General features: G+C 67.9%; 13 protein-coding genes and 1 pseudogene. 4 read left to right on the forward strand and 10 right to left on the reverse strand.

Annotated elements, in window-relative coordinates:
• Positions 1-120: 120 nt before the first annotated feature.
• Both CLT74_RS13225 and CLT74_RS13230 read right to left on the reverse strand, forming a co-directional pair.
• On the reverse strand, positions 121-1017 hold the full coding sequence (locus CLT74_RS13225; RefSeq protein WP_099846797.1) for a hypothetical protein: 897 nt from the start codon (positions 1015-1017) through the stop codon (positions 121-123).
• Positions 1014-1397, reverse strand: coding sequence for a helix-turn-helix transcriptional regulator (locus CLT74_RS13230; protein WP_099846798.1), 384 nt, complete (start codon positions 1395-1397; stop codon positions 1014-1016). Before CLT74_RS13230 ends, CLT74_RS13225 begins: the two co-directional genes overlap by 4 nt.
• A gap of 151 nt (positions 1398-1548) precedes the next feature.
• Between CLT74_RS13230 and CLT74_RS31340 the strand changes: the two are divergent.
• Positions 1549-1698 (forward strand): annotated as a pseudogene (locus CLT74_RS31340) (immunity protein Imm33 domain-containing protein); the annotation flags it as partial.
• A 68-nt stretch (positions 1699-1766) separates the two neighbouring features.
• Here the strand turns inward: CLT74_RS31340 and CLT74_RS13235 are convergent.
• The gene (locus tag CLT74_RS13235) at positions 1767-2087 is read right to left on the reverse strand and encodes a hypothetical protein (RefSeq protein WP_143697150.1); all 321 of its coding nucleotides are present in this window, start codon (positions 2085-2087) and stop codon (positions 1767-1769) included.
• A gap of 239 nt (positions 2088-2326) precedes the next feature.
• Between CLT74_RS13235 and CLT74_RS13240 the strand changes: the two genes are divergently transcribed.
• Positions 2327-3022, forward strand: coding sequence for a proteasome protein (locus CLT74_RS13240; protein ID WP_099846800.1), 696 nt, complete (start codon positions 2327-2329; stop codon positions 3020-3022).
• A 61-nt stretch (positions 3023-3083) separates the two neighbouring features.
• Positions 3084-3662, forward strand: coding sequence for an ATP-binding protein (locus CLT74_RS13245; RefSeq protein WP_099846801.1), 579 nt, complete (start codon positions 3084-3086; stop codon positions 3660-3662).
• Positions 3663-3799: 137 nt separating this feature from the next.
• Here the strand turns inward: CLT74_RS13245 and CLT74_RS13250 are convergent, their stop codons facing one another.
• From CLT74_RS13250 to CLT74_RS13275, 7 genes are read right to left on the reverse strand one after another with little or no spacing between them, the layout of a single operon-like run.
• Positions 3800-4411 (reverse strand): pyridoxamine 5'-phosphate oxidase family protein, encoded by a 612-nt coding sequence (locus tag CLT74_RS13250; RefSeq protein ID WP_099846802.1) that lies wholly within the window; start codon positions 4409-4411, stop codon positions 3800-3802.
• Positions 4412-4425: 14 nt separating this feature from the next.
• Positions 4426-6927: an ATP-grasp domain-containing protein gene (locus tag CLT74_RS13255; protein WP_143697151.1), complete on the reverse strand. Its 2502-nt coding sequence runs from the start codon at positions 6925-6927 to the stop codon at positions 4426-4428.
• Between the two features lie 22 nt (positions 6928-6949).
• Positions 6950-8311 (reverse strand): condensation domain-containing protein, encoded by a 1362-nt coding sequence (locus CLT74_RS13260; RefSeq protein WP_099846804.1) that lies wholly within the window; start codon positions 8309-8311, stop codon positions 6950-6952.
• On the reverse strand, positions 8308-9582 hold the full coding sequence (locus tag CLT74_RS13265) for an ATP-grasp domain-containing protein (protein WP_099846805.1): 1275 nt from the start codon (positions 9580-9582) through the stop codon (positions 8308-8310). Before CLT74_RS13265 ends, CLT74_RS13260 begins: the two co-directional genes overlap by 4 nt.
• A 22-nt stretch (positions 9583-9604) precedes the next feature.
• Positions 9605-10957, reverse strand: coding sequence for an MFS transporter (locus CLT74_RS13270; RefSeq protein ID WP_099846806.1), 1353 nt, complete (start codon positions 10955-10957; stop codon positions 9605-9607).
• A complete protein-coding gene (locus CLT74_RS31345; RefSeq protein ID WP_486582296.1) occupies positions 10957-11082 on the reverse strand; it encodes a hypothetical protein in 126 nt (41 codons plus the stop codon). Before CLT74_RS31345 ends, CLT74_RS13270 begins: the two co-directional genes overlap by 1 nt.
• Before the next feature lie 45 nt (positions 11083-11127).
• Positions 11128-12090 (reverse strand): TauD/TfdA family dioxygenase, encoded by a 963-nt coding sequence (locus CLT74_RS13275; RefSeq protein WP_099846807.1) that lies wholly within the window; start codon positions 12088-12090, stop codon positions 11128-11130.
• Positions 12091-13018: 928 nt separating this feature from the next.
• Between CLT74_RS13275 and CLT74_RS13280 the strand changes: the two genes are divergently transcribed.
• A complete protein-coding gene (locus tag CLT74_RS13280; protein WP_099846808.1) occupies positions 13019-13879 on the forward strand; it encodes an isocitrate lyase/phosphoenolpyruvate mutase family protein in 861 nt (286 codons plus the stop codon).
• Positions 13880-13888: the final 9 nt, after the last annotated feature.

Raw genomic sequence — 13888 nt, forward strand, 5'->3', positions numbered from 1 at the left:
CGGCCACAACGCGACAGCTTCTCCAGCCTGTTCGAACTGTTGAAAAGGCAGCCGTGAGCAAGCCGTTCCACAAACACTCGCCTGGGCGGTCCGGCGGTGACCGGACCGCCCGTCGAGTGGTCAGGCGCGGGTGCGCTGCCGCAGCCGGGTCGAGACGACCGCGCCGCCTGCCATGAGAACCGCGACGACCAGGGACGGCAGGGCGTCGGGCCGGTACAGCAATTCCCCCGTCGACAGATCGTTTCCCAGTTGGTGAAGCGTGCCCAGCAGGAGGGTCGGTGCGACGGCGATCAGCAGTCGCTGGTCGGCCGACGCCACCCACAGGAAGGCGGCGACCCCGGCGATCACCATGGTGGCGGCAACGATCTGCGGGCCCATGTCGACCCTGCGGAAGCCTCCCGCAGGGATCAGATGCAGGGCGAGAATGCCTGCGGTGACCAGCACGGCATTCGCCCGGGGCGTCGGCGGCACGTCCGCCGGACGCCGCAGGCCCACCAGGATCAGAGGCGTGGCGACAACCGGTGCCCACCACTGCGGCAGGCCGTTGAGAAACAGGTACGGGGAGATGACGGTCGGCACCACCGCCGCAACCACGACCAGGATGGCAGCGGTGCGGGTACGACCCGCGACGAGCGCCACCAGCGCGGCGATCACCATGACCTCGTGGACGCCCTGATTCCGCAGCACGGTCAGGGGGTCCGACAATCCGCCGAACTGGAACGCCTCGACGAGGTCGTCCAGGCCGATGAGCACGCCCAGCGCCAGCACCGCCATGGCGCCCAGGTGGATGCCCTGCCAGAGCAGCACGGCGGTGGGCCGGGCCGCGGTGCTGCCACCGTGCACCCGTAGGGCGCCCCGGATCAGCGAGGTCGCCTCCCGGAGGCTGGGCCAGCGGCGGGTGGTCGGTTCGTCGCCGATCAGCGTGTCGACAAGTTCGTCGGCACGTTCGCGGCGGTAACCCGCCGGATAGGCCCGCAGCAGCATCCGGTAGCGCTTCTCCAGAACGTCGGAACTCATGCTGGTCTGATCCTCGCGGTAGAAGGTTGATTGGTGTTTCCCTGCGGGAAGACCCGGTGCGGCAGGCGGTCCATGACCACCCGGGCGGCCCGGGCGAGCCGATCGGCTTCCTCCGCGAGCACCCGGTAGCCCTCGTCGGTGAGCCGGTAGTAGCGACGGGCACGCCCATTGACGATCTCTTCGCCGTCGGCGGTGATGAGTCCTTCGCCGAGCAGCCTGTCGATCACCGAGTACAGCGAGCCGGCAGCGAGTGTCACCCGCTCATCGGACAGCTCAGTCACCCGCTTGATCACGGCGTAGCCGTGGAGCGGGCCACCGAGCAGAGCCGCGAGGACGAAGTACGACGGCTCCCGTAGCGCGGGACGCGAAGTCGATCCCATGCCGCCGAATATACAAGTAAAACGAGTATCCTGCCAAGGTGACCATGCACTGTGGTCGGTGACCTGTCGCCTTCAACTGTCCCGTCCACGCGAGATGGAGGCGCTCAACGCCCTGCGGCACCCGATCGCCGGGATCAGCAACGGCTGATTCGTGTGGCGTGGCGCCGAAATCCCCAAGGACGACGACAAGTTCTTCGCACCCATGCATGCTGAGCACTTGGACGAACACGCCCCCACGATCGGGCCGTACCTCGCGCTTCCGCCAGCTGGGAGGGTGCTGCTGGCAGCCAACGACGAGGATGTCTGGTACGACGAACTCTCCTCGACGCCTGATCTGGCAGGGCGGCATCCCTGCTGTCGGGCCTACGGCTACTCGCCGAGCAGCATCTGCGCAGCGGTAGCCATCGCTACCGCACCCGGCACCATGGTCAGCGCGCCGATGATCCGGTCCAGCACGATGAAACGGGCGCGACGTCGCGCGAGCCGGTCTTCTGTCAACCGGAACGGACTGATCGGACGCACCGTCCGCATCGACACATCCACGTGCTTTTCGCGATGCCCCGGTAATAGCTGCTGGCGGTCCTGGGCCGCAAGCAGGATGCGGTCCTGGAAAACCTGACCGAGGCAGAGCTGCTGGCCCGAATCAACAACCTGTAGCCCGCCGACGATCAACGGCGGCAGCCGATGCAACCCACCTCACTGTCGGCAGGCGACTCTGGCACCCTGCGGGGTGTGGCCGGGATTCACCTCGCGTTGCTCGTGACGCCCTTGCTGGCCGGCCTCGTGCTGCTCGGCGTGGTGGCGCGAAGCCGGCGACACAGGGGGACGCTCGGACGGGGCAGCGAACTGGCCGACACCTGCCGGGGTGTAGGCAGGCGGGATGCCGGGTACCAGGCGCCCTACCCCTTACCCCTGTCCAGGAGGACCCCATGACCGTCGTACTCGCCGTTGTCTGCAGCGACGGGGTGGTGATCGGCGCGGACTCCCAGATCACCGATGGCGACCGCGGTCTGAGCTTCCCCGCGCAGAAGCTGCACCCGCTGGGCACCTGCGCCGCCTGGGGCGGCAGCGGCGCGCGGGGAGTCCTCAACGACCTGCGCCCTCTCCTTGAAGACTCGGCCACCGCCATCCTCGAAGCACCCGACATCGGCGGCGAGTTGCAGGAGCGCGTCCTGCCCGTCTTCAAGAAGCACTACGAGAACTACATACCGGACGTGCCCGGCGAGGACGACGGCGGCGGGGTGTCGGCGTACCTGCTCGCGGCCGGCTACAGCCAGGGCGGGCCATGGATCGTGGAGATCAACCCCAACGGACTCATCGGCCGCTACGAGGACGTGGGCTTCCACGCCATCGGCTCCGGCGCGCCCATGGCCCAGCAGGCCGGCGCCCTGCTGTCCCACTTCCGGATGACCACGCGCACCGTCGAATACGGCGTGGTGGGCGTGGTACGGGTGCTGGAGGCGCTGGAACGGACCTCGCCGTCGGTCGGCGGGCCGTTCAGCGTCGCGTGTATCCGCGAGGAGAGCGCCCACCACCTCGACGAGAAGGAGATCGCCAAGGCGCTGAAGGACTCCCAGCGCTGGCGCGACCTCGAACAGGAAGCGCTCGACCGGCTGTTCGACTGACGCCGGCATAAGTGGGTACTGCTCGTCACCGAATGACGTGGTGCGGTAGTAATTGCTCGTGATGAACCACAGCAGGTGGGGCGACCAGCGGCCGGGCGTATGTTTGCCGGTCGGCCTGGTGTTGTTGGTCGGTCCGCCCGCGGCCGGGAAGTCGGCGTTCGCGCGTGCCTGGGTCGACAGCGGCCAGATCGACCCCGACGGTGTCGTCTCGTGCGACTCGATCCGCTGTGAGCTGTTCGGCGACAGGTTCGACGTTGCTGATGATCCGGTGTTGTTCGACGAGATGGACCGCCGCGTCGAGGTGCGGCTGCGGGCGTCGTTGCCGGTCGTGGTCGATGCCACGCACGTGCTGCCGCACGCCCGGAGCAGGATGATCGCCTGGGCTCAACGGCACGGCCGGCCGGTCGTGGCATTGCGGTTCCCGGTCGCCGAAGAGGTTTTGATCCGCCGTAACGCGGAGCGCTCCGCACCGCTGCGCGTGCCGGCGCACGAGGTGCGAAGGTACGCCGCCATCGCCGCACGACACACGGATCCCGCTCAACTCGCCGACGAGGGTGTCGATGTCGTCATCGACGTGCCTGGGGTGGCCGAAGGCTTCACCCCGTCTCAAGCCGCAGCGAAGTTTCGCCTTGGCCGATGACGCCGCGTTGCGTGACGCTCCGCATCAACCGGGCTACCCGTCTGCCGGAGTGCTGACGCCCTGGCGCGGCCAACTCGGCGACCGAGCGTTGCCCCCCACCCCAGCGCCCGTACGCAACTGAGCCGCCGAGGTGCCGGTCAGTAGAGCAGCTCGCGGTACGTGGCGCCATAGCGCTGCTCCAGACTCGCCAAGGACTCACCCTGACGCTCAGTCGCTTTGGCGATCACCGCTCGGGATGGCACCGCGTCCGGCGTCCAGCTCTCTGGCTCCCAGACGCGCCCGCGCAGGAATGCCTTCGCGCAGTGGAAATACACCTCCTCGATCTCCACGACCAGGGCGAGCCGGGGCCGATGACCTTTAACGATCATCCGGTCGAAGAAGGGCGCTTCCCGTACCAGGTGCGCCCGTCCATTGATACGCAACGAGTCACCCCGGCCCGGGATCAGGAAGATCAGTCCAACGTGCGGATTGGTCAGGACGTTGCGCCAGCTGTCCACCCGCCGGTTGCCCGGTCGGTCCGCGATGGCGAGGGTGGAGTCGTCCAGCACCAGGGCGAAGCCTGGCGGGTCGCCTTTGGGTGACACGTCGCAGGTGCCGCCGGTCGCCGAGGTGGCGATGAAACAGAGCGGCGAATGACGCAACCACGCCTTGTCGAGTTCGTGCAGGCTGGTGGTCGCCTTACGGAAGACGACGGGACTGGGCTCGCCGACGATCTCCGTCAACTCCTCCTCATCGGTCACCCGAATCATGTCGGCCCATCGACTCACGACCGGTCCTTCCCCGAGTCAGGCTCCTCCGGACCAGTGGTGACGATCCTGATGGCCTCCACCGCCTTCGTACAGGCGGCGATGGCCTCGTCGGTGGTGGCGCCGACTCCGACGACCTGGCCAGCGCGGTCCCAGCTGGATCGCAGCTCCGTAGCGGTGTCACCGACCGACACATCGATCGAGACGTCCACGGTTCCGGGTACGGCACGCGCATCGCTGACGCCTTCGACGGCGGTGACCGTCCCGGGCTCAGCGGGCAGGAACCGGGTCGCCGCAGAGCGTCTTGGCGTCAGGCTCGCGGTCAGTGCCGGCACAGCGCCGCTGGGCCACGCCACCGTGTACTGCTCGATGTCGAACCCGTACGCCTCCTCGATCAGGTCACGGATCCGGTCCCCGCCGGGTCGGTTGTGCGACTCGATGATCTTCGGTCCGCTCGCGGAGAGTCGCACCTCGGTGTGGCTCGGCCCATCGGTTACGCCGACGAGGTCGAGGAACCGCACCGCGCACGCCCGGATGGCGGACTCCGTCTCAGCGTCGAGTCGGGCCGGCATGGCGTGCCCCAGTTCGATGAAGCTTCCCTCGATCGTGAGCTTCTCGGTGACGGCGACTATGACGTGGCGGCCGTCGAACGTGAACGCCTCCACGCTGAACTCCGGCCCGTCGACGTACTGCTCCATCAGGAACCGCTCGATCGGGAAGAAGCGGGCGAACTGATGATCCATCCCGCGCGCCGACTCGATCCGTTCCCAGGCGGCGTCGAGGCCGTCGGGCGCCTGGACGATCTGCAGGCCGAGGCTGCCGAGCGCGTCGACCGGTTTGACGATGAAGGGGTACCCGTGGGTGGCACCGAACCGTTCGAGGCTGGTCCGATCGGTGACCTCCGCAGCCGCCACCGTCAGGTCCGGTTCGGTGCGCAGATGCTCGCGCATCGCCAACTTGTCGCGCAGCAGTCGGGCCACCCGGTGCGGGACACCACCGAGTCCCAGCGCGTCGTTGATCCGCGCCGCCGGCTCCACGCCCGCCTCGGTGGTGGACACCGCCCGGTCGAATCGGAATCGCTCGTATGCTCCCCGCACAAGTGGTTCGGTCATCTTCCAGTCGGTGTAGTCGACCAGGATCGCCGCCTCCACCAGAGCGGCATGCTCCGTACTGAACTGGTCCGGCTGTTGCAGGCAGACGACCCCGACGCCGGCCTGCCGGGCCTTGCGCAGGTTCTCCAACCGTCCGCCCACCACCAACACGTGCCTGGACGGACCGGTACGCGCCGCCTGGTCCCCGGGTGCCCCGTCCGGTTCGATCGACACCCGGGCACTGCCCTGGACCGTAGTGACCAGCTCTCGCAGCCGCTCGGGGTCGTCGGCCCGCAGCACGGCGTAGGCGAGTCGGTCAGCGGAGTTCTCGGCGGGGCGCACGGTCGCCCCCGCCTTCAGCCGGGCGTCGAACCGGATCACCCCGGGCAGTTCCCGCCAGGCACTGAGGTCGAGCTCTGCGAGCCGCCCGGCCTGGTCGGCGGAGAGGAACACGCTGGCGGCACACTGCCGTGGTGTCTCCGCGTCAGCGAGCGCGGGACGTTGAGCGAGCGCCAACTCCACACAGGCGGCGAACAGGTCCACTCCATGGGCGTGCGAGGCGATCTCCATGATGTGGTCACCAGGGGTCCGCACCGCGACCTCCATGATGGCCAGCCGGTCACCGGTATCCCGGAACTCCAGGTGCACGATGCCGGTACGCACGCGGAGGGTCTCGACGACACGCCGGCCAAGCTGGTGCGCGGCGATGGTCAGCTGCGGGCTCGCGACTCCCGGACCGGCATAGTGCACGAGTTCCACGAAGTTCGGCGGACCCGTGGTGACCTTGGCGGTGAGATTCGTGAACACCACCTCGCCGTCATCGACGAGCATCTCGACGCTGTACTCGGGGCCGTCCGCGTACCGCTCCACCAGCAGACTGCCCTCGGCGCCCCGCCGGTCGACGACATCACGCCACTGGGCGGGAGTGCCGACCAGCTCCACTCCGGCGCTGCCCTGCGCAGACAACGGTTTCACCACAAGCGGAAGTCGGTCCAGTGCCCACGGCGTGAGGCTGCCGAGCGAGGAGGTGAACCGATATTCCGGCTGTGGCAGTCCGGCCCGATCGAACTCGGCCCGTTGCAGGGCCTTGTTCCGGGAGATCGAAGCGGCGTCGAGCCCGGGCCCGGGCAGGCCGAAGCGGTGCTGCACCAGCGCGGCCGCCAGCACGTGTGCCTCGGCGAAGGCGAGCACGGCGGCCGGCCGAACGCGTGCCGCCAGGGCCGTCGCCGGTGCGACCCACGCCTCGTCGCGGCCGGCGGTCTCCGGGTCGACGGTCTCCCCGCCCACCACAACGGGAAACCGCTCCCGCACGAGGGCGTACCTTTCGGGTGCCTCCACGACATGGACGGCGAGCCCGAGGGTTTCAGCGGCGCGCAGGTACCCCTCCGCCATGACCCCGGCGCCAACGAGAATGATCGCCCGTTGCATGTGGTGCTCCTCGTGCTCGTATTCAGGGGACGCGAGAGAGCGCAGCCCCGGTGACCGTCTCTTCGAGCGTGCGCAACCATCGTTCGGCCTCGGCTCGACCTCGCCGGCCGGTGTCGACCTGCAACATCAGCTCAATCCCTGCGGCGCTGACGTCGGCAGTCAGGTAGTGAGTCGAGTCCCAGCAGAGAGAACTGTCCACCCAGGATAGCGAGCGATCGGACGCCGCTGCGGACAACTCCGCCGCGGTGACCGGGCGGACCGGTAGCTTGCTGGCCCGGGGTCGGTAGTTCAACGTGGGGGTGATGTCCAGGCGTACCCCACGCTCCGCCTCGACCCGATGCTTCACCTCGGCGAGGCCGGCGGGTGGAAAATGGCCGTAGCGCAGCGCACCCAGGCTGGTACCGGCGGCCGCCGTCACCAGGCTGTCGAAGTCGGGGTGACGCACGTCGACCAGGCACGGTACGGGCAGCGACATGGGCACGACCGCCGTCGCGCTGCCGGGCCGTGTCCGGTTGGCGGCGAGCAACGCGAGATAGGCGGAATCGGTGCCAGCCTCGTCCGCCATGACGGACACCGCGGCGGCGAGCAACACGGCCGAAGGGCTGGCCGCAGTACGACCACACACCGCCCCGACCGCCCGGTCCAGCGCGGCCGACCGGTAGGACAGGAACTCGTACCTGCCGGTCGGCCCTTCGGCGGCGCCGGCGGGCATGGTTCGCAACACCTGTTCGGCATACCTGAGCGCCCGCCCGGCGCTCCGCTGTCCGGCCGGAGAGCGCTCGAACTCCACCTGCTCGTGCGGTTGATGCCCCCCGCCCTGGCCGGTGCTGGGCGGACGGTCCACCGGATCCAGGTGGGCGCAGGTCGCGACGAGTCGCTGACCCACCGCAACGAGGGCGTACCCGTCCACCGCGACGTGGGAGAACGCCAGCGCCAGGTATCGGGGCTCGGACCGTTCCGAGATGATCGCGGCGCGTACGGGAAGCTCGTGCGACGGGTCGAAGGGGGCTGCGGCGAGTTCCGCGAGCAAGGTGGCACCCAGGTCTGCGGCGGTGCTGTCGGTCGCCTCCCAGGTGGACACCGCAAGGACTCCGGAACCCGCAACGACCTGCCGCGGTGGCACCGAACCGTGGAAATGGCTGCGTAACGCCTCGAACCGCTGCAACAGGTCCGTGAGCGCCGCGGCGACATCACCGGCGAGCAGACCGGGACGGATCGGAAACAGCCGTTGGATCGCCAGGCTCCGACCGGTGGCCGCGGCGTGGTTCTGCTCGGCCAGGTAGTACTGCTGGCTCCAGGTCAGCTCCACCGTCCGCCTCGGCTGGCCGCCGAAACCGACGGCGATCGTACCGGTCTGCCGGCCGAGGACGCCGCTGAGACTCACTTCGCGGCAACCGCCTCGGCAGGCGTCCACACGAAGCTCAGCCGGTCACCGGCGGCGGTGGCCCGGGCGAGGGCCTCGGTGCGGTCCTTGCCCGAGGCGATGATCCAGGCAGCTCGGTCACGGTTGGACCCGTTCGCCTGATAGTCCATGCCCACCTGAACTCCCGGCCGCAGGTGCACCTCGTGCACCCCGGGCAGCGCTTCGGCCTCGGCCATTCCCTCGATGGCGGTCAGCCGGCCCGAGGGGGCAAGCATGAGGAAGTGAACGATTGCCACGCGATCGCAGGTGAGGGTGAGGTCCGGCTCGCCACCGAGCAGCGCGATCATGTGTAGTTCGCACATGTCGACCCCGCTGGCGATGCGTACCGCCGCCGGAATCCGGTCGCCCGCGATGCGCCCGTTGACCTCGATGATGCGCGCGTCCCTACCGTCCGCCGTCAGTCGCAGCTCGACGTGCGACGGCCCCCAGGTCACCCCGACGGCCTGGACGGCCTGCTCAACCTTGGTCACCAGCAACCGCTCCAGATCCGCCGGCAGCTCGGCCGGGAATATGTGACCCATCTCCAGGAACAGCGGGGGCGGGCTGCAGATCTTCTCGGTGAGACCGAGCACCTTTCCGTGCATGATCTCCGCGGAGAACTCGGCCCCGGGCACGCATTCCTCGACCACCACCCGCGGCGCGACCCGGTGGCCGAGATACTCGCCCAGGTGCAGGACGTCGAGGGTGGCCGCGGTCACGGCGGCGGCGTCTTCACACCGGCGCACGAACAGGCTACCGGTCAGATCGATCGGCTTGACCACCACGGGGAAGCCGATCCGCTCCGCGGCGGCGACCGCGGCTTCGACCGAGTCGCACGCCGCGAAGGCCGGGTTCAGCCCCGGTACGCTCGCCATGGCGAGCCGCATCGCCTCCTTCGACCGGCAGGCGGCCACCGCGGCCGGATCGGGCCCGGGCAGGCCGAGGCGGGCGGCGACCTCCGCGCCGGTGTCGCAGTAGTACTCGTAGACCGAGGTGACTCCCACCATCTCGCCCGCCTCGCCCAGCTGCTTACATGCCTCGATGATCGCGTCGACGGAATCCGTGTCGCACCGCCGGATCTCCACGCCCAACTCGGCGTAGTCGTGCAGCAACGAGGGATGCAGGTGTTCGGGATCCTTGGACAGGATGATCGGGGTCACGCCCCGCGATTGCAGGAAGCGCGCGCAGTCCTGGCCCGCACCGGTCCACGGTGACTCGAGGAAGGCGACGTAGCGAACGGGGTGGTTCTCCATGGATATCTCCTCAGCAGAACGCTTACTCGTCGATTCGCTGCCGGGGCGCCGGTTCTGCCGGACCGCCCGAAGGGTTACGTCCGGGGGCTGCCGACGCGGTGGCGGCGGAAACCGGCGCCGGCCCGGCGGAGGGCGATGGCGTCGGATGGTCCGGCTGCGGTAGCACCCGCATCGTGCGCAGCGGTGACAGCAGCAGCCACAGTCCGCCGGCGAGCATGCCGGCAGCGGATACGAACAGTGCGGCGCGGACCCCGATCACCTCACCCAGCGCGCCGCCGATCAGGGCCCCGGCGGGCATGATGCCCCAGACCATGAATCGGACGCTGGCGTTCATCCGACCGAGCAGGTGATCGGGGCAGAGCGCCTGACGGATGCTGACCGCGCCGACGTTGTACACCACGATGCCGAAGCCGAGCACGAACCACGGAACCGCGAACAGGGCCAGGCCCGCACCCTGCTGCGCGAAGGGGGCGAGCAGGAACGTGGGAACCGTCAGCAGATAGGACAACCACGTGACCCGTACCGGCCCGAGCCGGCGCGCGGCCAGCCCGGCGACGGCAGCGCCGGCAACGCCGCCGATACCACCGACCGCCAGCAACAGACCGGCGGTCGTGCCGGGCAGCCGGAGCTCGTCCACGAGCAACAGGGTGATCAGGGGTAGGGAGGCGGAATAGAAGAGGTTGTAGGTGGTGGCCGAGCCGACCACCGCGCGGATCAGCGGGTGCCCCACGACCAGACGCAGGCCGGCCTTGATCTCCGTGGCCATGCGCCGCTCGCCCGTCCGCTGCGGAGACGGCTCGGGCTTGCGCAACGACAGCAGCAGCGCCGCCGACAGCGCGTGGCTGATCGTCTGGACCGCCATCGCCAACGACGCGCTGACTTCCACGAGGACACCGCCTACCGCCGGGCCGACCATCCGGGACGCGGAGTTCGTGCTCTCCAGCTTCGAGTTTCCGTCCATCAGCTTTTCCCGCCCGACCAGAGCCGGGATGTACGACTGATAGGCGATCTCGAAGAAGGTCGTGGCCACGCCGATGACCAGCACCAGGACGATCAGGACGGGAAAGGTCACCCAGTTGAAGATGAAGAGGGCGACGAGCAGAAGCGTGAACCCGGCACGGCTGGCATCGCTGACGATCAAGATGTTTCGCCGACGCATCCGGTCGATGAGCGCCCCCGCCGGCAGCCCGACCACCAGATATGCGACCGTCTGGGCGGCTTGCAACAGGCCCATCTGCAGTGGGGTCGCGCCGAGTACCACCGCTGCCAGCAGCGGAATCGCCGTTCGACCCATGTTGATGCCGAACATGCTGACGCTCTGCGCGCCCCAGAACAGTCGAAAGTCGCGCTGCTTCAGCAGCGACGTGTGTTCCATCAGTGGCCGACCGGCGGGTTCGTGGCCCAGTTGGTGATGGGCGGGACGAAGTCGTGGGGCTGGTGCCGGTCAACCGTGTTGCCGCCGTCCGACCCGTTGTTGCGCGACACCTGGTGCTGGAACATCTAACTCCTGATACTTTCCGGCTCGACGCCGGTGGAACCGGTCGGCTACTTCTGCGACCACATCCGGTACATGTACCGGTTGACACCCTCCGGACGGTCCCTGGCCATGTCGATCTCCCGAGGCTCGTGCCGGTCGACGAACGCGGTGCGGGTATGCAGGAACCGCGCGTCCGCGGAGATCAGGGTCTGCCCCTGCTCCAGGCGGATCCGGTACTGCACGGAGGACTGATCGTGGACCGCGTCGAAGAAGTCCAGTGCCGCGATCTGCCGTGGGGTCAGCGGCTCACCGACCTTTTCGTGCGCCACCTCGATGTAGGTCCGGAAGTATCGCACCAGCGGTTTGCCGTCCGCGTCATACCGGATGATCGGTGACTTGAAGAACGACGTCTCGGTGGTCATGCCCCTCATCTCGAACCAGAAGTCCTCCGTGAGCACCTCCAGCACGTCCGGATGGCGCCGCAGGACATCGTGCACGCTGTCAAGGTCGACCAGGATGCTCTCACCGCCGATGTAGGCCGCCTGCGCGCAGGAGAGCACGAGATAGTCAATCGGGGCGGGGTCGTTCACGCAGTCGTTGTGCATGTATGCACCCTGTCGGGTCTGGTGGTAACGCGCCCCTTCCTCGACCGTCTTGCGGATGCCGCGGTCGTAAACCTCAACCAGTCGCCAGCCGTCGGTGTTCTGCACGAGTGGCCGGCCCAGTGCCGAGCCCAGGGCCCAGGCCAGGACGCACTGCTCACGAAGACCCTCGATGCCAGCAACTCGGTCATAAACTACAAAGTGGATTGCTGAGTCGATAATGGACCGGGTGGCTTCGATTTCGGCTACGAAGGTCGGGCAGTCGGCGAGGTCGACGTCGACATCGTCGACCCGGCCGTGCGGATGAGCCGCCACGAAGGCTCGAACGTACTCGACGATCTCCGCCTGCGCCTGGTCGGAGAAGGTGTGGAAGGCCTCGGCCGGCACCGCGAGGGTGCGTGGATGCGGCAGGGTGAGAACTGCGCTCATGCTCTGTTCAGTCCCTTGTCATCGAAGTGGACGGTGGTCCAGCTTGGAGAGGAGTTGCCACGACCGCCGGCCGTCGTCAGGCGGCTCGCGCAGCTTTCGTGGGGAACCGTCGCGCCCAGGGCCGACCGGGCCTGGCGTTGGCCGACCAGCATTCGCGGTTCAGCATGGAGGACCGTCAACTCCACCCCCGTGGATCGTTCGGAAGAACCATAGCGCCTCGGCCGACGATGGAGGATCCCTCTTTGCGGCAGGACTCTCGGCCGAGCCGATAGTAGCCCTGGTTGGCGAGGGTTTGTGAAGGGATCCGAGGACGATAGGTGCCCTGCATTCGCTGTCCGACCTCAGAAAGGCGGACGCTACCTGCGGCTTCCCGATATCTGGTACACAGCACCGTATGTTACCCGTGCTTAACCTTGCGGACATCGGGCTGACGGGTGGTAGCCTGTCGAGCAAGAGATCGACGCTGGTCGTCGGTGGAATTAAACGGGGGAAGGTGCGGAAGTGGCCAGACAATTGCTGTGACCAGCTAATTTGCGCACTTGACGCACCGGCTCGGCACGCTCGGACAAGCGGGACGTAGCAGGCCACACCCCTTGGAGGGGTAGCAGTTGGCCGCCTCGCGATCTCCCATCGGTTGATCTGGCTGGGCGTGAATGCGCCCAGCCAACCTGTCGGCGTGCCCACGCAGGCGAGGAAAAGGCGCGTAAAGAACCTACGCCAGGAGCACCATCATGCCTGGCGGGGCATCTACCATGCCGCCGTCACCTCGCTTGGATTGTCAATCAATGGCGATTGTCCCACTTTGGCATTTCCGGATATCGGCCCGGCGCGTTCCCTTTTCGAGTCGCGACTCCGCGCTGCCGGAACCAGACCGCCAAGTTGCCGCCCATCAATCCTGGGATCGTAATCAGCCACGGAGGAAACGACCTTGCAGCGCAGTACGTACCCGTCATTCCGCACAGTACTCGCCGAGCACGAGATCGTGCGCGTCGCTGGCGCACACCACGCACTGAGTGGCCTGCTGGCCGAGGACGCCGGCTTCCAGGCGGTGTGGTCGTCCAGCTTCGAGGTCTCCGCCGCACGCGGCGTCCCGGACGCCAGCATCCTGAGCATGACCGAGTATCTGGAGGCGGCCGCCAACATCCAGCGGGTGCTACGCATCCCGGTGGTAGCCGACTGCGACACCGGATACGGCGGAAATATGAACGTCGCGCACATGGTGCACGAGTTCCAGGCGGCCGGGATCACTGCGGTATGCATGGAGGACAAACTCTTCCCGAAGATGAACAGCTTCGTCGCCGGTCATCAGACCCTGCTCGGCGCAGGCGAGTTCGCCGGCAAGATCACTACTGCGAAGCGCTGCCAGTCGAATGCCGACTTCTTCGTCATCGCCCGGACCGAGGCTCTCATCTCCGGCCTGGACGTGGCGAGCGCGCTCGAGCGCTGCCGGATCTACGCCGATGCCGGCGCGGACGCCGTTCTGATCCACTCGAAGTCCAAGAGCCGCGACCAGGTCGTTGAGTTCGTCGATGGGTGGGACTTCCGGGTGCCGGTCGTCATCGTCCCGACGACCTACCCGGACTGGAACATCGAGGACATCAAGCAAGCTGGCATCTCCGTGGTCATCTACGCCAACCAGGGCCTGCGCGCCGCGGTCAGTTCACTGCGTGCGACCTACCGGGCGGTCTACGAGCAGGGCGACACCACCACGGTGGAGGACTCCATCGCCACCGTCGCGGAACTGTTCGCCCTGCAACGCCTGGAGGCCTGGCAGAAGGTGGATGTCTGAGCGCCGGCC

The organism is Verrucosispora sp. CNZ293 (assembly GCF_002754655.1).